Raw genomic sequence first — 20,259 nt, 5'->3', positions numbered from 1 at the left:
AACCAATATGAAAATCAAAGCGCTCGGTACACCATTTTCTACTACGGCATGTAAGGTTTTACTTTGCGGTGGTGGCGAATTAGGCAAAGAAGTGGTGATTGAATTTAAACGTTTAGGGGCGGAAGTAGTGGTGCTGGACCGTTATCCTCACGCGCCAGCGATGCAAGTGGCCGACCGCAGCTATGTGCTCTCTATGCTTGATGGTGAGCAGTTAGAAGCCATTATCCGTAAAGAAAACCCGGATTATATCGTGCCTGAGATTGAAGCCATTGCGACCGACCGGTTAGTGGCATTAGAGCAAGACGGTTTTACGGTCGTGCCGACTGCCAAGGCAGCGCAGCTAACCATGAACCGCGAAGGCATTCGTCGCCTTGCCGCGGAAGAGCTGGGGCTTGCCACATCGCCTTATCAATTTGTTGATAACTTTGCTGACTTTGAGCGTGCGGTGCGCGAGATTGGTATGCCGTGCGTAGTAAAGCCTATTATGAGCTCCTCGGGTAAAGGGCAAAGTGTGGTGAAATCCGAGGCGGATATTGCGCACGCGTGGCAATACGCCCAAGAGGGTGGCCGCGCCGGTAAAGGTCGCGTGATAGTAGAAGGTTTTATCGACTTTGATTATGAGATCACTTTACTTACGGTGCGCCATATTAACGGCACCAGCTTTTGCCAACCGATAGGGCATATTCAAGAAAATGGTGACTATCAACAAAGTTGGCAGCCACAAGCCATGTCTGAACTTGCGCTAGAGCGCAGCCAAGATATTGCTCATCGAGTAACGGCCGCTTTGGGTGGGCGAGGCTTGTTTGGCGTTGAGCTATTTATTAAAGGGGATACGGTGTACTTCAGTGAAGTGTCACCGCGCCCACATGACACTGGTATGGTGACCCTGATCTCGCAAGATCTGAGTGAATTTGCCTTACATGCGCGGGCGATTTTAGGTTTACCAGTGCCGCACATTCATTGCCATGGCCCATCAGCCTCAAGCGTGGTGTTAGTGAGTGGTGACTCAACGCAATTACAGTTTGGCAATGTTGCTGCTGCACTTTCAGAGCCGTTTACCGATCTGCGTTTGTTTGGCAAACCTGAAGTCAAAGGCACACGCCGCATGGGCGTAGCACTAGCACGCGGCAATGATGTTGAAGAAGCCATTACTAAGGCTAAAGCAGTAGTGGCTAAATTAGAGATAACATTATGACCCCCAATTTTTCACGGCCGATAGGTCGTATGGTGCTAGGTTTCTGGCGCTTACTCGAATGGCAAATGAGCCCGCAGCAATGTGTTGCGTTTATTGAGCATGGTATTGAGCAAGGCATTATTGATACCGACCACGCCGATATTTACGGTCAGTATGATTGTGAAGCGGCATTTGGTGCCGCGTTAAAAGTTGCACCTGGGCTGCGTGAGCAAATCCGCATTATCACTAAATGTGGGATTCGCCCAGCATTGGCAAAAAAAGGCTTGGCAGGCAAAGCCAATCATTATGATTCCAGCAAAGCCCATATTATTGCCAGTGCCCAGCAGTCGTTACAGCACTTTGGCACCGACCATTTAGATGTGTTGCTAATTCATCGCCCTGATTATCTGATGAATGTGGATGAAATGGCAGAGGCGTTTAATACCCTTAAACAAAATGGCGATGTGCTGCAATTTGGTGTATCGAATTTTACGCCTTCGCAATTTGCTATGTTGAAATCACGCCTAGATTTTCCTCTCGTGACTAACCAAATCGAATTTTCACCCTATGAGATGAAAGCCCTTGATGATGGGACGTTAGACCAATGTCAGCAGCTGCGGGTGCATCCTATGCTATGGTCACCGCTGGCTGGTGGCCGGTTGTTCTCGGCGCAAGATGAAAAAGCGCTGCGGTTACGGACGACGCTTGAACAAGTGGGTAATGAAATTGGTGCGGCGAGTTTAGATCAAGTGGTTTTTGCTTGGCTGGCTATGCACCCCAGCGAACCTAGCATAGTGCTTGGCACCGGCAATGCCGAGCGGGTGAGTGCGGCGGTGGCTTCGGCACAGCTTAAGCTAGAACGTGAGCAATGGTATCGTATTTGGCAGGCATCAACCGGTCATAGCGTGCCATAACGCACCGTAACGTACTATAGTGCAACGCAAAAAGGGCCAAACGGCCCCTGATTTGCAGCAAGTATAAAAATCGTGATTAGAGTTCGAAGCTCACGCCGTAGCTGGCGAAGACCTTAAAGTCGTCGTCCGCTTTTAAGTCGACTTTTTTCACCCCTAAGGTGAGGCCGTTTTTGCTGAGGCTGACACTGTAGTCCATGTATTTATCGTCTTCACCGTACCAATCCATAATGGTATCGCCACTGCTTTGGGCAATGTGGATAGCCAGTTCGGTGTCATTAAAGACGGTAAAGGCCATATTGGCTTCAAGGTAGAGCATGTCTTCGCTCGGTGCGGAGTCGCTATCAACAAAGGTAGTATAAGAGGCTTTTAGCGTCAGCCACTGCCAAGTGACCGCACCATAAATTTCACCGAAGTCGAGGTTGTTGGCAGCATCTGGGTAGGCATAGTATAAGTAACCAATATCGTAGCCGATGCCGTTACTTTCCCACGCATAGCCACCATAAATATCCATTTCATAGCCGGCACTGGCTTCTTCACCAAAATCGATAGTCGACATCCAAGTGCCGAGATAAAAACCGCTTTCATGGCTGTAATCAAGCCCGCCGCTCACCGCCGCGGCATCTTTGGTTTGGGTTACGCCACGCCATAAGTAGTTAGAGCTGGCCGCGACATTGGCGACCAATTCTGCTGACGCTGAAACACTATAAAGTGATAAAGCTAAGCAGGCGCAGAGTAGAGAATTTCTTGTTGTCATGTTGTCACCTCATTATTGTATCTGATTAAGCAATAGCAACGTATGCGCCAAAGTCCATTTTTTACTTGAAAAAACTGTAAATAATAAGATAAAACAGAGGGTTGTATTTTAATTCGGCACGTGCAAGCACACGACTGTTTCACATGCTTGCACTTCAGTGGTGCGTTTTTTGCGCAATTTGCACTTGTACCGAGCAAGCTAAGGTCTTGATGAAAATCACATTGTGCGATTTTTGTTGGAAGCGGCTGCCGACTAGCAACGCTAGGTAAAAGGTAGCAAGGGAGGTGATCCTCCCTAACTGAGCTTAGCCAAAAATGGCGCGCAGGAGTTGAATGGTTTCGTCTACTGAGCGGCCTTTTTCTACTTCCGCGATAATAGAATCGCGTTTGGCTTGTAAATACGCTGGCAGCTCTGGGTTTGCAAGCGCGCGGTCAACCAGCACTGCGGCTGAATCTTTACCGCGCTTAACCGCTTTCGGTTTGCTGCCACTGGCTGTAGTGGTGCGCTTGGGCTTATGCAATGCTTTATAGTAGTTTGATTGCGAGGCGGTATCTTCATCACAATAGTAGAACCAACAAGGCAACAAAGCTTTGTGGTTAGCCAATGTGGTTTCAAACTCATCTTGTGGGCCACAGAGTCTAAACCAAGGCATCGCATGAATTGCCTGCACCACATCTTGCCAGTAACGTTCAAAGTCACGGTTAGATAAACGCGCAATCCCTAATGCCATACACAAGGCATCGGCTTTACTGGCAGTCAGTGGTGTAAACACGTCTGGGCGGTGCATGGCCAATAAGCGGGTAGCTGGTGCTAAGGTCGGCACTTCATCACAACCTGTAAAGGCTTGGAGGTACGCGAGCACAAATTGCTGGTATTGCTCACCACTGACATCACCAGTAAGCGGGATATGCGCTAACGCATCGGCAAAACCGTGCGGTAAGTCCGCCAGTTGTTGATGGAAGCCTTTGGCACTGCGAGTTGAAGCAAACCATTCAACATCAAATGGATAAGCACTGCTGTCATGCGCCGGAGTGTGTTTACCGGCAAAGGCCAAACGGTCTTCTGGGATCATATCGGCTAAACTGGTGGCGCGTAGCCCTTGCACATGTGCCAATAGGGCAAATTGTTCGTCCAGTGCTAAGTGTTCATGGTGGTCACGAATAAATGCCACAATAATTGGCCAAGGCGCAATACGTAGCGATTTTAGCTGTAAGTAACTAATCGCTTGGGTGAGTAAATCTTGCAGCTTTTTCACCGTTGGTAGCTGGTGGTCGTCCAATAGGTCAAAATTGAGGCGGCGCTTTACCACATCCTGCAATTCATAACACCAACCCAAAAAATCACTTGGGTGGTTATCGACCTTAACAGCCATCAGATTCAGGCTAATGTCAGTCGCCTGCTTTAAAATGTTCTGGTAGATGGTACTTTCCAATTCAGGTAGTGCCATGTGCGATGGGGATATAAGCAGCTTCTTCATGCTGTGAACATGCTCCAACGGATCTCAGGCTATTAAGTGTAGCCAATTTCTGTCAATGTGGGGCGAGGATCATACCTAAGAATCAGTTTGATGCAATCCCGCTGTGTTGACTTGTCGTACAATCGCTTTGATTGCCCTGAAATCCGTGAAAATTACCACCTTTAACATGATTTTATTAAACGGCAGCGCTAGTATATACCCGTCGTCTTTTAAAATGCACGGTTGTTGGCTGCGCTTATTTACCCCAATCACTTAGTCCATCTAAGCGCATGGGGCTTCATTCACTTGCCGCCTACGTGCCTTTTGAAGTCCATTGGGTAAATCCATTGGGTATAGAAGCTAACATTGCCAACGCAAGAAGGGACAAATATGAACCGTGGAATTAAGATTGCCGCCGGTATTGGCATTATCATTGTAGCTGGGGTGGTGGTGATCCCATCGCTCATTCCTACCTCAACGATTGTTGCCAAAGTATCTGATGAGGTGACTGCAACGACAGGCCGGACCTTGCAAATCAACGGCGATGTCACACTGTCGGTGTTGCCAAGCCTAAAAATAGAACTCAATGACGTACATCTCTCCAATATGAGTTCTGGCAGCCAAGCTAATATGGTGAGTATGCAACAGCTGGCGCTGCATGTGCCGTGGCTGAGCGTGTTCTCAGGCCAAGTAGAATTAGACAAATTTGTGATTCGTGACCCTGAAATTTTACTTGAGAAAGATAAACAAGGCCGTGCCAACTGGCAATTGCTCGCAAACCCAACGCCTGCCGAGAATAAAGCAGCCAGTAATGCGCCTGTGAAGTTGCCAGAGGGGTTAGATGTCAGCTTAGGTGAAGTGGCCATTTACGGCGGAAAACTCACTTATTTAGATGCCAGCAGTGGTGCCAAGCAAGAGCTGAGCAACCTTGATTTAACCATTCAGCTCCCTTCTTTATACCAAGCACTACAAGTGAAAGGTGAAGTCACTTATCGTGGTGAGCGGGTCAGTTTAGAGTCCACAGTGACAACGCCCGCCAAAGCCATTGAAGGGCAAGATTTTAGTATTGCCCAGACCGTGAGCAGTCCATTCGTCAACCTAGAGTTTAGCGGGGATATTGCACAGCAAGGCGCTGCAATTAATGGCAAGTTGAACCTCAAAGGCGATTCCCTGAAAGCCTTAACCCAATGGCAAGGGATTACACTTGAAGGTCAGGATGAGGCATTCAATGCCTTTGCAATCAATGGTGTGATGGCATTTAAAGGTGACGTATTCAATTTAACGGAGTTTTCAGCGCAGTTAGATAAGTTAGCCATCAACGGCAGCAGCACCATCACGCTAAGTAAAGTGCCGCATATTAAGGCTCAGTTTGATTTAGGCGACTTAAACCTCAATCCTTATTTGCCAGAGCCTGTGGCTAAAGAGGCAGTGAAAGAGCAAGACGAACAAGCGCCTCAGCCCATCGTTTGGGATGATACTAAGCTTGATTTATCTGCGTTAAAGCAACTCAATGCCGATATCAAAGTCAGTGCTAAATCACTGCAAGCGCGTGAAATCAAACTGGGTGAAAACCAATTTTCGCTGAAGCTGCAAAATGGTGTCGCAACGCTTGGCTTAGACAAATTCAATGCCTATGAAGGCGTTGGTAACGGCAAAGTGGTCGTCAATGCCGCGCAAACCCCTTATCAGTTAACGACTGCATTTAGCTTAAAAGACATTAACGCGCAGCCGCTACTGACTGATGCGATTGGTTTTAGCAAAGTGTTGGGTAAAGGGGCACTGTCTTGGTCACTCACCACACAAGGGCAAAGCCAAGCCGAATGGGTTGGCGCTTTGGCTGGTAATATGGCGTTTGCGCTGCAAGATGGTGGTGTACAAGGGGCGAATTTAGCCGAAATGGTTCGTAAAGCCCAAGAGCTACTTAAAGGCGATATATCGGCCATGCAAAAAGGCTTAAATGCGGACTTTAACCACGAGCAAACCACAGACTTTTCTGCGCTTACGGGAACATTTAATTTCGTACAAGGGGTCGGCACCAATCAAGACCTGATGTTGGCCAGTCCGTTACTGCGTATTACGGGCAGTGGTACTATCGACTTACCAAAAACGCAGCTGGATTATCGCTTAGTGACCGGGATAGTCGATACCATTGAAGGCCAGCACAGTGCCGATACCAGCACCGGCTTTAAAATCCCAGTGCGGCTCAAAGGGCCATTTCATGCAGTAAAAACCAGCGTTGATGTGAGTGACGCAGCGAAAGAACAAGCCAAAGACAAAGTTAAAGACAAACTGAAAGACAAATTAAAAGGGTTATTTGGTGGCTAGGTGCAACACATCAGTAATACTTAAACGTTAACGTCAAAAAAGTGAGCGATAAGCTCACTTTTTTTGCTTTAGCGCAAAAATTGGGCACTTTCATCCAGTTTTTAAACGTCTGTAATCTGATGTAATTGCTGAGTGTGCTAAAGTGTGTTTGTATTACGTGGTAGTACGACTTATTAATTATATAAGGAAAACGGAAATGGCGAATTCTCTAAGCTTTGAAGTGTGGCCAACATCTGATTTAAACGAAGTGTGGAAAATTATTGGTGCTGACGGTGAGCAAGGTGAAGAAGTAAAAATTACGCTGACACCAGAAATGCAAAGTGTTGAACTATATTATGAAATGAGTCAACAAAGTACCTCAGAAGGCTGGCAATTTGCCGACAACGGTACTTTCTTTGTGGATGCGCAAGATAACTTTAATTATCAAGTAAACAGTGTGGTCGCGAATGCGGGCAAAAGCATGATAGTGAGCATTTCTAGTATTAGCTCAGGTCAAACAATTCCACCGGATATTGCGATAGATATGGCAGCAAATCCAGATAAAGCCTTTGTGGTTAATCTTATCACCAATAATAACTTTGAGATTGCCTACCGCTTAATCGCTAAAAACGACCATTTAAACGGCAATGTTCGTTATTTCTCGCAAGATCCTAAAGTTATTTTCGATGATATAGATCCTGTCTAATTAGGGTCAGCTGGTTGGCAAAGATAAGCGTAGTTATCTTTGCCAATTTTAGTCTCTAAACTCTGTATATCACATAAAGATTTAAACCAAGCAAGGCGATAAAAAGCGGCGTTCCAACCTAGATTAAGACTTTGCTGTAGTGAGGCGCTTGCTGAGAACTTTTCACCAAGTAGGGTTTGCACTAAGGTTTTGACGTAGTAGGCTTCGGCTGAATCCGGCGTTTGCAAAATGATTTCTTCAACTAAGGTTAATGCTGCTTGAAATTGCCCTAAATGCGCCAGAGCCTGCGCTTGGGTGAGTTCAATGCCCTTTTGATCATGTTTCTCGACAATCTCTTGGTACAGGTTATTAGCTTCAATTACCTTGCCTGTCAAAAGGTATAAGTCGGCAAGATTTATCAGTGTTTCTATATTGTCAGATGCAATTTCAGCTGTTTTTTGTGCATAATCTAAAGCGGTTGTTAAATTGCCTTGTAATGTAAGCACTACTGAGTAGTTATTAAGAATCGTGAAGTTTACCGTTGCATGTGCAATTAACCTCTTGTAGGCGTCTGCCGCCTCAGTCAATTTACCAAGCATTAGCGAAACATCCGCGATGGTTTTGAGCGTTTTGAAATCCTGTGGGGCGTAGTCTTGTGCTTTCTTTAAATAGGGGAGGGCTTGGTCGTAGCGGCCTAAGCGCAAGTTTAAAATAGCGGCATTGCGGGTAACGTTGAGAGTTGGTCTTAGTTTAAAAGCAATTTCAATGTGTTTAAGCGCAGTTTCATCGTCTTTTTGCATACTATAAAATACGGCCGTTTGGGCTTGCTTTTGAAATTCATCTAAAGCCGAGTTTTGTATGGCAGCCAACGCCTTTGTCGCTTGTCGGGTATCTTGCAGGTATAGATATAATTGCATCAACTCGACTTGGTACGCGCTACTGTCTTTAAATTCATTGGGTGCGGTATCAAAAATATCTTTTAAGCGATAAAGCAAAGACTTATCTGAGGTATTCCGAAAGTCCTTAATGGTATTTCTGGCGTACAATGAATACAGCGGCAAAAAGTCAGGGAATATTTTAATCAGCTTCTCGATTTCAGGCAGTAATACGGATAAGTCAGCGTCCGCTGATAATGATTTTTGCTGGAGTGTGACATATTGACTGAGGCGTTCATCACTTGCTGCATCCAGTTTGGGATTGTCACTCAGTGGTTGAAGACTCAATGCTGCTAATGACGCTTGGGTTATATTAAATATTTCCCCATAGTTTTCACTAGAGCTGACATTTCTGAGGTTTTTAATCAAAGCGGCGTTTTGTCCATCAACGGAACTAAATTCAATGTCGCAACTTTGTAAGGTGCAATTGAGTTGGATGGCGAGCAACTGTTCAGCATTTAAAGCATGTCCTAAGTCTTTTAGCGATGTATTGTCACCAAGCAGCTTTTTTGCCAAATTAACTTCACTGTCAGAAATGAGCACATAGTGAGTATCGTTTAAAAAATATTGCTTTATTGCATCGTTGATGGCGAGGTTGAGTATTTGCTTGTGCGCTTCCAACAGCTGAGTATTATCACTAAACTCTAATGGCAAAGCAGCAACATAGATTTTAGGTTTGTTGGCTTGCCAATACTGATAACCGACAAATGTGCTAACAGCGATGCAGATAAACGCGACACTGGCCAACAGCAGTCTCAGTTTACTAGGCTTGTTGCTAAGATTTAACTCTGCAATGTCCATGGTTGAATTTGCATCTTGGAAGCTACATAAGGTTAAAATTTGTTTTAACTGTTGTGTGACTTCTTGGGCATTGGCAGGGCGGTTATCACGCTTACGTTCAAGTAGGCGGTCGATTAAGTCAGTCAGTGCCGCAGGCACGCCATAAATTTGGCTGACGCTATTAGGGGCTTTGGTGCTTTTTACCCGTTCAGCAATCAGTTTGTCTGGGCCTTCACCAAAGGCATGCTTGCCCGCCAGTATTTCAAAAGCAATAAGACCGAACGAGAACAAATCGCTGCGTTGGTCGAGCGGTTGCTGTTGCAATTGCTCAGGCGACATGGCGGTCAAAGAACCATAACTGGTATTACACATTGACGTTTCATCGTTGCGCAGTTGTGCAATACCAAAATCCGCGATTTTTGCCCGGCCTTTGTCGTCAATCAGCACATTGCCCGGTTTTAAGTCTAAGTGCAAAATGTGTTGCTCGTGTGCGGCGGCAAGCCCTTGGGCAATATCAAATAACAGCTCAAGTTTTTGCTCAAGCGTTAAAGGTTGGCATTGCACATAGCGGTTGAGGGTCTGGCCAGCGACATATTCCATTTCAAGATAAAGACCTTGGGCTGAGTCTTTAACATCATACAGCTGAACAATATTAGGGTGATTTAAACGTGCAAGCAGCTTTGCCTCACGCAGCACGTCGGCATTACTACCAAGGTGGCTTTTAATAAATTTAATTGCCACTTTGCGGTCCAACCGCGTATCGGTTGCCACATAGACTTCACCCATGCCACTTTGTGCCAAACGGGTTATGTTGCTGTAATGCTCGTTGATTGAAATCACAATGTGCCCAGGTCTCCACTTCGACTTGTAATCAGTGTAACGCGGAATGCGTTAAATGAGTATCTCTAAGCGACTAATTCTGTGCGTCATTTTATCGTATTGGGGTTGTTCAAAAGCTGAACATGGTTATGATGATAGCGTTGTCATCAAATCAAGGAGCCAGAGAATGTTACGTCATATTGCCCTCTGCTTAAGTGCGACTGTGATGCTCGGTTGTACTAGCACGTCAGCGTCAATTTCAGCAAAAGCGGCGAAAAATACCCCATTATATGTCGTTGAGGCTGCGACAATCCGTTATCCAAACCAAGCGCGCAACGCGGTGAGCCTGACATTCGACGATGGTCGAGCCAGCCAAGTGCTAGTGGGCACGCCAATCTTAGATAAGTACCAAGCTAAAGCGACTTTTTATGTGATGGCAGGGGCTGTTAATTTGCAATTGGCGCGTTGGCAACACGCGGTGGCCAATGGTCATGAGATTGGTAATCACACCACAAGTCATCTTTGTACTGGTAACTTTCAATGGTTAAGAGACAAAAATGCTGGTTTAGAGCAGGTGGATTTAACTTGGCTGCGTAATGATATAGAACAAAATAACCAAGCATTAAAAACAGCCCTTGGAGTGACACCGACGGCATTTGCTTACCCCTGTGGTAATACCTTTGTTGGGCGAGGGTTAAAAACGCAAAGTTACGTGCCGTTAATTGCCGAGATGTTTGACAGTGGCCGCACTTGGTTAGATGAAACGGGTAATAACCCAGGTTATACCGATTTTGCCCAGTTGACTGGCATTCGTATGGATGGCTTAAGTTTTGATGAGATCAAAACCATATTAGAACAGCTGCGCGGTAATCAAAGCTGGCTGATTTTAGCGGGCCACGATGTTGGTGAAAAAGGGCTCTATTCAGTAGACCAGCAAGCTTTAGCGCGATTGATTGAATATTTGCAGGACCCAGCCAATGGCTACTGGCTGGATACGGTCAGTAATGTGGCCAAACATCTTCGTGCCGAGCGCACCCAGCCCGAATAAATTTTACGGCTTTTTTATGCGGTTGGGATTGAATCCCAACTTGCTTGCCCTTATCTCGTATTCTAGCTAAAATTGTCTGCTTTATTTATGTGCAGCAAGCCGTTATCCAGTTTAGGATAAAACCTTGCTGCAAAGCCTGTATTGTCTGACCATTTCCCTTATTTAGGTAAGGTTAAATTAATTAAAATTTGACCTATCTTTCATGAGGCATTGCTGATACAATTGCCCGCCCTTGAAAGACGAAAGCTTCGTTTTTTGAGCGGAAATTAATCTAAATGCTTGGATTTTAAACAAATTCAAGCGAATTTTAACTACACCGGAGCTCATTAAGATGATCCAAATGCAAACTCAGCTGGACGTTGCTGACAACAGCGGCGCTCGCAAAGTGCAGTGTATTAAAGTCTTAGGTGGTTCGCACCGTCGTTATGCAACGGTTGGTGACATCATTAAAGTTTCTGTTAAAGAAGCTATTCCTCGCGCTAAAGTGAAGAAAGGTGATGTACTAAACGCTGTAGTAGTGCGTACTCGTAAAGGCGTTCGTCGTCCAGACGGTTCTTTGATCCGTTTCGATACTAATGCGGCTGTAATGTTGAACAACAACCATCAGCCAATCGGTACTCGTATCTTCGGCCCTGTGACTCGTGAACTACGTACTGAAAAGTTCATGAAGATCATTTCACTAGCCCCAGAAGTACTGTAAGGAGTCGATCATGGCAGCAAAAATCCGTCGTGATGACGAAGTAATCGTACTAGCCGGTAAAGACAAAGGTAAGCGCGGTAAAGTGCTTTCAGTTGTTTCTGAAACTGGTCGTGTATTTGTTGAAGGCGTAAATCTTATCAAGAAACACCAAAAACCTGTACCACAACTACAGCAACCTGGTGGCGTCGTTGAGAAAGAAGCGTCAATCGACGTATCTAATGTAGCGATTTTCAATGCTGAAACAGGCAAAGCGGATCGTGTTGGTTTTAGATTTGAAGACGGTAAAAAAGTCCGTTTCTTCAAGTCTACTGGTAAAACTATCTAAATAGTTGGAGTAGACGATGGCGAAACTGCATGAAGTGTACAACGACAAAGTAGTAAAAGAACTTTTTGAAAAGTTCGGTTACAGCTCTGTCATGCAAGTCCCTCAGATCACTAAGATCACCCTTAACATGGGTGTGGGTGAAGCCCTTGCTGACAAGAAAATTCTAGACAACGCTGTTGCGGATCTAGAAGCGATTTCTGGTCAGAAAGCCCTAATCACTAAAGCTCGTAAGTCAGTTGCTGGCTTTAAAGTGCGTGAAGGCTACCCTATTGGCTGTAAAGTAACCCTGCGCGGCGAGCGTATGTGGGATTTCCTAGAGCGTCTAGTATTTATCGCGCTTCCTCGTGTTCGTGACTTCCGTGGCGTAAGCTCAAAGTCATTCGACGGTCGTGGTAACTACTCTATGGGCGTACGTGAACAAATCATCTTCCCTGAAATCGATTACGATAAAGTGGACAGAGTTCGTGGTATGGATATTACTATCACTACTACTGCGAAAACAGATGATGAAGGCCGTGCGTTGTTAGAAGCGTTCAACTTCCCATTTAAGAAATAAGGGTAGGGTTATGGCAAAGAATTCAATGAAAGCGCGTGAAGTAAAACGTGCGAAACTAGTTGCTCAGTATGCTGAAAAGCGTGCAGCACTTAAAGCGATCATCAGCGGTGTAGAAACTTCTGAAGAAGATCGTTGGGATGCGGTTGTTAAGCTTCAGTCTTTACCGCGTGATTCTGCCCAATCGCGTCAACGTAATCGTTGTAACATCACGGGCCGCCCACATGGCTTCCTTCGCAAATTCGGCATGAGCCGTATCAAAGTTCGCGAAGCTGCTATGCGCGGTGAAATTCCTGGCCTTAAAAAGGCTTCTTGGTAATAGAGTCACGGGAGTAAGACATGAGCTTGCAAGATCCTATTGCGGATTTGTTTACACGTATCCGTAACGGTCAGACTGCGAAGAAGGCAGAAATCACTATGCCAACTTCAAAGCTGAAAGTAGCTATCGCTAAAGTACTGAAAGATGAAGGTTACATTGGTGACTTCGCAGTAAATGGCGATGTTAAAGCAGAATTGACTATCGAACTTAAGTACTTCGAAGGCAAAGCTGTTATCGAAAACATCCAGCGTGTTAGCCGCCCTGGTCTACGTATCTATAAGAAACGTGACGAATTACCAAAGGTAATGGGTGGTCTAGGTATCGCTATCGTATCAACTTCTAAAGGCCTGATGACTGACCGTGCTGCGCGTAAAGCCGGTGTGGGCGGTGAAATCATTGGCTTTGTAGCTTAATTCTGGAGGGGAACACATGTCTCGTATAGCGAAGGCTCCAATTACTGTTCCTGCCGGTGTTGAAGTTACAATCAACGGCCAGGACATCAAGGTTAAAGGCAAAAACGGTGAATTGTCTCGCACAATCCACGCTGCAGTTGAAGTTGCGTTAAATGACAATGTGATCACGACTACACCTCGTGACGGCATCGAAAACGCATGGGCTCAAGCAGGTACTGCTCGCGCTCTTATCAACAACATGATCATCGGCGCAGGCAATGGTTATGAGAAGAAACTTCAGCTAGTTGGTGTTGGTTACCGTGCGGCTGCTAAGGGTAAAACTCTAGATTTGACTCTTGGCTTCTCTCACCCGGTAGTTTTCGAAGTACCAGTAGGTATTACAATCGAAACGCCAAGCCAAACTGAAATTCTTGTTAAAGGCGCAGATAAGCAACTAGTTGGTCAAACAGCTGCTAACATTCGTGCATACCGTGCTCCAGAGCCTTACAAAGGCAAAGGTGTTCGTTATTCTGACGAAAACGTGCGTCGTAAAGAAGCTAAGAAGAAGTAAGGTAAGACGATGGATAAGAAAACAGCTCGTCTACGTCGTGCTAAGCGCACTCGTAGAAACATTATCGAACAAGGCACAACGCGTCTTGTTATCCACCGCACGCCACGTCACATTTACGCTCAAGTAATCACTGCTGAGGGTAAAGTACTGGCTGCTGCTTCTACTGTTGAAAAAGCAATTGCTGAAACAGTTAAAGGCACAAGCAACATCGCTGCAGCACAAGCTGTAGGTAAAGCAGTTGCTGAACGCGCGGCAGACAAAGGCATCGAAAAGATTGCTTTCGACCGCAGTGGCTTTAAATATCACGGCCGTGTGAAGGCGCTTGCTGATGCAGCGCGTGAAGCTGGCTTGCAATTCTAGGAGTAGACAATGGCTAACGTAGAAGCAAAAGCAACACAGCCAGAATTGGCTGAAAAGCTAATCGCGGTAAACCGTGTGTCTAAAGTGGTTAAAGGTGGTCGTATCTTTAGTTTCACTGCACTAACTGTTGTTGGTGATGGCGCAGGTAAAGTAGGTTTCGGTTACGGTAAAGCACGTGAAGTTCCAGCTGCTATTCAAAAGGCAATGGAAAAAGCACGTCGTAACATGATTACTGTTGAACTTAACGGCCACACGCTACAACACCCTATCAAGGGTCGTCACGCGGGTTCTAAAGTTTACATGCAACCAGCATCTGAAGGTACAGGTATCATCGCCGGTGGCGCGATGCGTGCGGTACTAGAAGTTGCAGGCGTACACAACGTACTGTCAAAAGCATACGGTTCAACTAACCCGATCAACATCGTTCGCGCGACTGTATCTGCACTAGAGAGCATGAACTCTCCAGCTAAGATCGCAGCTAAGCGTGGTCTAACTGTTGACCAAATTCAGGGGTAATTAACCATGGCAAATACTGTAAAAGTAACTCAAGTAAAGAGCTCTATCGGTCGTTTACCGAAGCATAAAGCAACTTTACGCGGTCTTGGTTTACGTCGTATCAACCACACTGTTGAGTTAATCGATACTCCAGCAGTACGTGGTATGATCAACCAAGTTTCTTACATGGTTAAGGTTGAGGGGTAATTCGAATGCATTTGAATACACTTTCACCTGCTGTAGGTGCGAAAACTGAGAAGAAACGTTTAGGTCGTGGTATTGGTTCTGGTCTTGGTAAGACTGCGGGCCGTGGTCATAAAGGCCAAAAATCACGTTCTGGTTCTTCAGTTCGTTGGGGCTTTGAAGGCGGTCAAATGCCTATGCAACGCCGTCTACCAAAGTTTGGTTTCGTTTCTCGCAAGTCACTTGTGTCTGCAGAAGTAAACCTATACGAAATCGCTAAAGTTGAAGGCGATGTGGTAGATCTGAACACGCTTCAAGCAGCTGGTTTAGTTAAAAAGAACATTCAGTTCGTTAAAGTTGTAAAATCTGGCGAAGTTTCACGCGCAGTTACCGTTAAAGGTCTTAAAGTGACTAAAGGTGCTCGCGAAGCTATCGAAGCTGCCGGAGGCAAGGTAGAAGAGTAAGGACGTACACTATGGCTAAACCAGGTAAAGAAATGCAAAGCGCACAAAGTGGCCTTGCGGAGTTGAAGCGCCGTTTACTCTTCGTATTAGGTGCTATTATCATCTACCGTCTCGGTTCATTCGTGCCGATCCCTGGTATTGACGCCGCTGTACTTGCCGAATTCTTCGAGCAACAAAAGGGTACCATCGTTGAAATGTTTAACATGTTCAGCGGTGGTGCGCTTGAGCGTGCCTCGGTATTGGCTTTAGGTATTATGCCTTACATTTCGGCCTCGATTATCATGCAACTTCTGACACACATTCATCCAGCGATGATTGAGTTAAAGAAAGAGGGTGAGACAGGTCGGAAGAAAATCAGCCAATACACGCGTTACGGTACGCTTGTGCTTGCTACATTCCAGTCAATTGGTATTGCGACAAACATGCCAAACATGATGGACGGGTTAGTTGTTAACCCTGGTTTTGGTTTCTACTTCACTGCTGTAGTGAGCTTAGTAACTGGCACTATGTTCCTAATGTGGCTGGGCGAACAAATTACAGAGCGTGGTATCGGTAACGGTATTTCAGTTCTGATTTTTGTGGGCATTGTAGCTAACCTGCCGTCTGCGATTGGTTCGACAGCAGAAATGGCGCGCCAAGGTGATTTGAATGTTCTAGTACTGTTGCTAATTGGCGTAATTATGTTCGCCGTTACTTACTTGGTGGTGTTCTTTGAGCGTGGTCAACGTCGTATCGTCGTTAACTATGCCAAGCGTCAACAAGGTCGCCAAGTGTATGCTGCACAAAGCACTCACTTGCCGTTAAAAGTGAACATGGCGGGTGTTATTCCACCAATCTTTGCTAGCAGTATAATCTTGTTCCCTGGTACAATTGCAAGCTGGTTCGGTCAAGGTGAAGGTCCAGTCGCTGACGTATTGCAAGCTGTCTCAGCTGTGTTGACTCCGGGTCAACCGCTTTATGCGATGGTTCTTGCTGCTGCGATTGTGTTCTTCTGCTTTTTCTACACTGCGTTGGTATTTAACCCGCGTGAGACAGCAGATAACCTGAAGAAGTCAGGCGCTTTTATCCCAGGCATTCGCCCAGGTGAACAGACATCAAAATACATTGATAAAGTGATGACACGCCTCACACTTGCGGGTGCGATGTATATTACCTTTATCTGTCTGGTGCCCGAGTTTATGACCATGGCATGGCAAACGCCATTCTACTTCGGCGGTACATCAATTTTGATTATCGTTGTTGTGATCATGGACTTTATGGCACAAGTACAGACTCATATGATGACTCATCAATATGATTCTGTGCTGAAAAAAGCAAACCTTAAAGGCTACGGCCGCTAAGGTCATTTTCACGGAGTTGAGCAATGAAAGTACGTGCTTCCGTTAAGAAAATTTGCCGTAACTGTAAAGTTATTAAACGTGCTGGTGTAGTACGTGTAATTTGCAGTGAGCCTAAGCACAAGCAAAGGCAAGGCTAATAAAACAGACTTGCAGGCTGAGTATTTATACTTAGCCTGTGTTTTTAACTGGATTTGGTCTTCGTTTGAGTATCCTTACGGGCTTTTCAAACCTGGTGAGTATCAAATCATTCTATAGGAGATGTGTTAGTGGCCCGTATCGCTGGCATTAACGTTCCTGACCATAAACACGCAGTTATCGCTTTAACTGCTATCTATGGTGTAGGTAAAACGCGCGCTAAGGCTATCTTAGCTGCGACAAATATCGCCGAAAATACAAAAATCGGCTCTCTAGACGAAGCTACGCTTGACATCCTTCGTGAAGAAGTTGGCAAGTACACTGTTGAAGGTGACCTTCGTCGTGAAATCACTTTGAGCATCAAGCGTCTTATGGACCTTGGTTGCTACCGTGGCTTACGTCATCGTCGTTCGTTACCACTACGTGGTCAACGTACTAAGACTAACGCGCGTACTCGTAAGGGTCCACGCAAGCCTATCAAGAAATAAGGTGGGGTAAGTTATGGCTAAAGCACCAATTCGTCGTAAAAAGGTCAAAAAGCAAGTTGCTGACGGTATGGCACACGTCCATGCGTCATTCAACAACACTATTGTGACCATCACCGACCGTCAAGGCAATGCTCTTTCTTGGGCGACTGCAGGTGGTTCAGGTTTCCGTGGTTCTCGTAAGTCTACTCCGTTCGCTGCGCAGGTTGCTGCTGAGCGTGCAGGTGCAGTTGCACAAGAGTACGGCTTAAAGAACCTTGAAGTGTTCATTAAAGGTCCAGGTCCAGGCCGTGAGTCTGCTGTTCGTGCATTGAATGCTGCTGGTTTCCGTATCACTAACATTACTGACGTGACGCCAATCCCACACAATGGGTGTCGTCCACCGAAGAAACGTCGCGTATAACATAGGTTAGGAGAAAGAACATGGCAAGATATTTGGGCCCTAAGCTCAAGCTAAGTCGTCGTGAAGGTACTGACCTGTTCCTTAAGAGCGGCGTAAGAGCGATTGACTCGAAGTGTAAACTAGAAACAGCTCCAGGTCAGCACGGCGCTCGTAAAGGTCGTCTATCTGATTACGGTTTACAGTTACGTGAAAAGCAAAAAGTACGTCGTATCTACGGTGTGCTTGAGAAGCAATTCCGCAACTATTACAAAGAAGCTGCTCGCCTTAAAGGCAACACAGGTGAGAACCTGTTACAGCTTCTAGAACAGCGCTTAGACAACGTTGTATATCGCATGGGTTTTGCAAGCACACGTGCTGAAGCACGTCAGCTAGTAAGCCACAAAGCGATTATGGTTAATGGTCGTGTTGTGAACGTTCCTTCTTACACTATTTCTCCAGAAGATGTAGTTGTAGTTCGTGAGAAGTCTAAAAAACAAGCGCGTATCATCGCTGCTCTAGAGTTGGCTGAGCAACGTGAAAAGCCAACTTGGATTGAAGTTGACGGTAAGAAAATGGAAGGCACTTTCAAGCGTCTACCAGAGCGTTCAGATCTGTCTGCGGACATTAACGAACAACTAATCGTCGAACTTTACTCGAAGTAAAGTTAAGAGTTAAGAGAGGATAACATGCAGGGTTCTGTAACCGAATTCCTAAAGCCAAGGTTAGTCGAGATCGAAGCAGTAAGTCCAACGCGTTCTAAAGTCGTTTTAGAACCGTTAGAGCGCGGCTTTGGTCACACGCTAGGTAACGCATTACGTCGTATCCTATTGTCGTCAATGCCAGGTTGTGCAGTGACTGAAGTAGAAATCGATGGTGTGTTGCACGAGTACAGCGCGAAAGAAGGCGTACAAGAAGACATCATTGAAATTCTGTTAAACCTTAAAGGTTTGTCAGTATCTCTAGAAGGTAAAGATGAAGTTTTCCTTACCCTGACTAAATCTGGCCTAGGCCCTGTGACTGCGGCTGACATCCAGCATGATGGTGATGTTACTATCGCTAACCCAGAGCACGTTATTTGCCATTTAACGGCAGCTAACGCTGAGATCAGCATGCGCATTCGCGTACAGCGTGGTCGTGGTTACGTGCCAGCGTCAAGCCGCTTATCCTCTGATGACGATGAGCGCCCAATCGGCCGTTTGTTGCTTGATGCTTCATTCAGTCCAGTTGAGCGTATTGCGTACTCGGTTGAGTCAGCGCGTGTTGAACAACGTACAGATTTAGATAAACTAATCATCGATATGGAGACTAACGGTACTTTGGATCCTGAAGAAGCGATCCGCCGTGCGTCTACTATCCTTGCTGAGCAGCTAGAAGCATTCGTAGATTTACGTGATGTTTCTGAGCCAGAAGCAAAAGAAGAGAAGCCAGAATTCGATCCTATTCTGCTTCGTCCAGTAGATGATCTGGAACTAACTGTACGTTCTGCAAACTGTCTGAAAGCCGAGCAAATTCAATATATCGGTGACTTAGTACAACGTACTGAAGTTGAGCTTCTGAAAACACCAAACCTTGGTAAGAAGTCTCTAACTGAGATCAAAGACGTACTAGCTTCACGTGGTCTTTCTCTGGGCATGCGCCTAGAAAACTGGCCACCTGCAAGTCTAGCTGAATAATCTAAGTTACTATATTAGTTTAGTTAGAAGGATAGGGTCATGCGCCATCGTAAGAGTGGTCGTCAATTAAACCGTAACAGCAGCCATCGTAAAGCGATGTTCAGCAACATGGCAGGTTCTTTGGTGAAGCACGAAATCATCAAGACTACATTGCCAAAAGCGAAAGAGTTGCGCCGTGTAATTGAGCCTTTAATCACACTGGCTAAGACTGACAGCGTAGCAAATCGTCGTTTGGCGTTTGCTCGCACGCGTGATAATGAAGTAGTTGGTAAACTTTTCACTGAAATCGGCCCGCGTTTCGCGAACCGTCCAGGTGGTTACACTCGTATTCTTAAGTGTGGCTTCCGTGCTGGTGATAATGCACCAATGGCTTACATTGAACTTCTAGACCGCCCAGCGGCAGAAGCTCAAGAAGACGCGCAGTCTGCTGAGTAAGTCTGATAAGACACTAAAAAGCCGAGCTAAGCTCGGCTTTTTGTTTTTCTAATTACTGATTCTTTTGCTATTGCTATTGCTGTTGCTCTTGCTATTGATGTTGGACTGAATGCTCAGCCATATCTACTTTGCGACCTTACTTTCATTCAGACCAATAAATGATGTTCTACAGATGTTGGCAGAGTAGTCATGTCAAACTGTGCTACCACTTATCCCCGCATTCATAATACACGCATAAATAGTGCAATAACCTACACATAGTAGAGTACTGTTACTTTTAAGTTTACTTACTGTCCAGATGTCTAGGGTTGAGTTGTTTGTGGTTGTATCGAAAACATAAGTAGGCAGATGAGCAACCAGTCTATATTGCAACGCATTTTTTTAGCATGACTTTCATTTGTATGGTTCATAGTGGTGAAAGAGCACCAAACAATATAATTGATCAGCACTTATCTGTATGTTAAGTAATCAATAATTCGGTCTTTGTTATGCTTATATCACTTTTCGCTGGTTTTTCGTTCGAACGATCCGTTTTTCTAAGTTTTTTCAAAAAAACGCTTGATCCAAAATTAGATCTG

General features: G+C 45.5%; 25 protein-coding genes. 22 read left to right on the top strand and 3 right to left on the bottom strand.

From position 1 onward, the window contains the following. Nucleotides 1–7 precede the first annotated feature (7 nt). Both purT and ACFOEE_RS08005 read left to right on the top strand, forming a co-directional pair. Nucleotides 8–1,195 carry a formate-dependent phosphoribosylglycinamide formyltransferase gene (purT, locus tag ACFOEE_RS08010; RefSeq protein ID WP_377122989.1) on the top strand — a complete coding sequence of 396 codons (1,188 nt, stop codon included), beginning with the start codon at nucleotides 8–10 and terminating at the stop codon, nucleotides 1,193–1,195. Then, nucleotides 1,192–2,088: an aldo/keto reductase gene (locus tag ACFOEE_RS08005; protein WP_377122987.1), complete on the top strand. Its 897-nt coding sequence runs from the start codon at nucleotides 1,192–1,194 to the stop codon at nucleotides 2,086–2,088. Before purT ends, ACFOEE_RS08005 begins: the two co-directional genes overlap by 4 nt. Nucleotides 2,089–2,164: 76 nt before the next feature. Here ACFOEE_RS08005 and ACFOEE_RS08000 read toward each other — a convergent pair whose 3' ends face one another. Further along, nucleotides 2,165–2,842: a TorF family putative porin gene (locus ACFOEE_RS08000; protein ID WP_377122985.1), complete on the bottom strand. Its 678-nt coding sequence runs from the start codon at nucleotides 2,840–2,842 to the stop codon at nucleotides 2,165–2,167. 304 nt (nucleotides 2,843–3,146) lie between these two features. Then, a complete protein-coding gene (locus ACFOEE_RS07995; RefSeq protein ID WP_377122983.1) occupies nucleotides 3,147–4,319 on the bottom strand; it encodes a hypothetical protein in 1,173 nt (390 codons plus the stop codon). A 369-nt stretch (nucleotides 4,320–4,688) separates the two neighbouring features. Here ACFOEE_RS07995 and ACFOEE_RS07990 point away from each other — a divergent pair, with 369 nt between their 5' ends. Then, the gene (locus ACFOEE_RS07990) at nucleotides 4,689–6,623 is read left to right on the top strand and encodes an AsmA family protein (protein WP_377122981.1); all 1,935 of its coding nucleotides are present in this window, start codon (nucleotides 4,689–4,691) and stop codon (nucleotides 6,621–6,623) included. 196 nt (nucleotides 6,624–6,819) lie between these two features. After that, nucleotides 6,820–7,308 (top strand): hypothetical protein, encoded by a 489-nt coding sequence (locus ACFOEE_RS07985; protein WP_377122979.1) that lies wholly within the window; start codon nucleotides 6,820–6,822, stop codon nucleotides 7,306–7,308. On the opposite strand, the gene ACFOEE_RS07980 is transcribed toward ACFOEE_RS07985, so the two are convergent. Continuing rightward, the gene (locus tag ACFOEE_RS07980; protein WP_377122977.1) at nucleotides 7,305–9,842 is read right to left on the bottom strand and encodes a protein kinase domain-containing protein; all 2,538 of its coding nucleotides are present in this window, start codon (nucleotides 9,840–9,842) and stop codon (nucleotides 7,305–7,307) included. The genes ACFOEE_RS07985 and ACFOEE_RS07980 overlap by 4 nt on opposite strands. 166 nt (nucleotides 9,843–10,008) lie before the next feature. Here ACFOEE_RS07980 and ACFOEE_RS07975 point away from each other — a divergent pair, with 166 nt between their 5' ends. The 18 genes from ACFOEE_RS07975 (at nucleotide 10,009) to rplQ (ending at nucleotide 19,681) form a co-directional block, all read left to right on the top strand. Continuing rightward, nucleotides 10,009–10,869: a polysaccharide deacetylase family protein gene (locus ACFOEE_RS07975; RefSeq protein ID WP_377122974.1), complete on the top strand. Its 861-nt coding sequence runs from the start codon at nucleotides 10,009–10,011 to the stop codon at nucleotides 10,867–10,869. Between the two features lie 331 nt (nucleotides 10,870–11,200). Then, nucleotides 11,201–11,569 (top strand): 50S ribosomal protein L14, encoded by a 369-nt coding sequence (gene rplN / locus ACFOEE_RS07970; protein WP_377122972.1) that lies wholly within the window; start codon nucleotides 11,201–11,203, stop codon nucleotides 11,567–11,569. 10 nt (nucleotides 11,570–11,579) lie between these two features. After that, complete coding sequence (rplX, locus tag ACFOEE_RS07965; protein ID WP_377122970.1) at nucleotides 11,580–11,894, top strand: 50S ribosomal protein L24; 315 nt, start codon at nucleotides 11,580–11,582, stop codon at nucleotides 11,892–11,894. A gap of 16 nt (nucleotides 11,895–11,910) precedes the next feature. After that, on the top strand, nucleotides 11,911–12,450 hold the full coding sequence (gene rplE / locus ACFOEE_RS07960; protein ID WP_377122968.1) for a 50S ribosomal protein L5: 540 nt from the start codon (nucleotides 11,911–11,913) through the stop codon (nucleotides 12,448–12,450). Between the two features lie 10 nt (nucleotides 12,451–12,460). Beyond that, nucleotides 12,461–12,766 (top strand): 30S ribosomal protein S14, encoded by a 306-nt coding sequence (gene rpsN / locus ACFOEE_RS07955; RefSeq protein WP_377122966.1) that lies wholly within the window; start codon nucleotides 12,461–12,463, stop codon nucleotides 12,764–12,766. A gap of 20 nt (nucleotides 12,767–12,786) precedes the next feature. Next, nucleotides 12,787–13,179: a 30S ribosomal protein S8 gene (gene rpsH, locus ACFOEE_RS07950; RefSeq protein WP_377122964.1), complete on the top strand. Its 393-nt coding sequence runs from the start codon at nucleotides 12,787–12,789 to the stop codon at nucleotides 13,177–13,179. 16 nt (nucleotides 13,180–13,195) lie between these two features. Further along, complete coding sequence (rplF, locus tag ACFOEE_RS07945; protein ID WP_377122962.1) at nucleotides 13,196–13,729, top strand: 50S ribosomal protein L6; 534 nt, start codon at nucleotides 13,196–13,198, stop codon at nucleotides 13,727–13,729. 9 nt (nucleotides 13,730–13,738) lie between these two features. Continuing rightward, nucleotides 13,739–14,089, top strand: a complete 351-nt coding sequence (gene rplR / locus ACFOEE_RS07940) for a 50S ribosomal protein L18 (protein WP_377122960.1) — start codon at nucleotides 13,739–13,741, stop codon at nucleotides 14,087–14,089. Nucleotides 14,090–14,098: 9 nt separating this feature from the next. Continuing rightward, the gene (rpsE, locus tag ACFOEE_RS07935) at nucleotides 14,099–14,605 is read left to right on the top strand and encodes a 30S ribosomal protein S5 (protein WP_377122958.1); all 507 of its coding nucleotides are present in this window, start codon (nucleotides 14,099–14,101) and stop codon (nucleotides 14,603–14,605) included. A 6-nt stretch (nucleotides 14,606–14,611) separates the two neighbouring features. Then, nucleotides 14,612–14,791, top strand: coding sequence for a 50S ribosomal protein L30 (gene rpmD / locus ACFOEE_RS07930; protein WP_377122956.1), 180 nt, complete (start codon nucleotides 14,612–14,614; stop codon nucleotides 14,789–14,791). Nucleotides 14,792–14,796: 5 nt separating this feature from the next. After that, nucleotides 14,797–15,231: a 50S ribosomal protein L15 gene (gene rplO / locus ACFOEE_RS07925; protein WP_377122955.1), complete on the top strand. Its 435-nt coding sequence runs from the start codon at nucleotides 14,797–14,799 to the stop codon at nucleotides 15,229–15,231. Between the two features lie 11 nt (nucleotides 15,232–15,242). Then, nucleotides 15,243–16,571, top strand: coding sequence for a preprotein translocase subunit SecY (gene secY / locus ACFOEE_RS07920; RefSeq protein ID WP_377122954.1), 1,329 nt, complete (start codon nucleotides 15,243–15,245; stop codon nucleotides 16,569–16,571). A 23-nt stretch (nucleotides 16,572–16,594) separates the two neighbouring features. After that, entirely contained in the window at nucleotides 16,595–16,708 is a 114-nt protein-coding gene (gene rpmJ / locus ACFOEE_RS07915) for a 50S ribosomal protein L36 (RefSeq protein WP_002959476.1), read from the top strand. A 129-nt stretch (nucleotides 16,709–16,837) separates the two neighbouring features. Next, entirely contained in the window at nucleotides 16,838–17,194 is a 357-nt protein-coding gene (rpsM, locus tag ACFOEE_RS07910; protein WP_377122952.1) for a 30S ribosomal protein S13, read from the top strand. A 13-nt stretch (nucleotides 17,195–17,207) separates the two neighbouring features. Continuing rightward, nucleotides 17,208–17,594, top strand: a complete 387-nt coding sequence (gene rpsK / locus ACFOEE_RS07905) for a 30S ribosomal protein S11 (protein ID WP_005490736.1) — start codon at nucleotides 17,208–17,210, stop codon at nucleotides 17,592–17,594. A 20-nt stretch (nucleotides 17,595–17,614) separates the two neighbouring features. Then, nucleotides 17,615–18,235 carry a 30S ribosomal protein S4 gene (rpsD, locus tag ACFOEE_RS07900; RefSeq protein ID WP_377122950.1) on the top strand — a complete coding sequence of 207 codons (621 nt, stop codon included), beginning with the start codon at nucleotides 17,615–17,617 and terminating at the stop codon, nucleotides 18,233–18,235. A gap of 24 nt (nucleotides 18,236–18,259) precedes the next feature. Continuing rightward, on the top strand, nucleotides 18,260–19,246 hold the full coding sequence (locus ACFOEE_RS07895) for a DNA-directed RNA polymerase subunit alpha (RefSeq protein WP_377122948.1): 987 nt from the start codon (nucleotides 18,260–18,262) through the stop codon (nucleotides 19,244–19,246). A gap of 39 nt (nucleotides 19,247–19,285) precedes the next feature. Then, on the top strand, nucleotides 19,286–19,681 hold the full coding sequence (gene rplQ, locus ACFOEE_RS07890; protein ID WP_005490733.1) for a 50S ribosomal protein L17: 396 nt from the start codon (nucleotides 19,286–19,288) through the stop codon (nucleotides 19,679–19,681). The last annotated feature ends 578 nt before the right edge of the window (nucleotides 19,682–20,259 follow it).

The sequence above is a fragment of the Pseudoalteromonas fenneropenaei genome, assembly GCF_042643375.1.
Lineage (GTDB): Bacteria > Pseudomonadota > Gammaproteobacteria > Enterobacterales > Alteromonadaceae > Pseudoalteromonas > Pseudoalteromonas fenneropenaei.
Note: the sequence above shows the minus strand (reverse complement) of the source record. Positions and strands in the feature narration are given on the sequence as shown.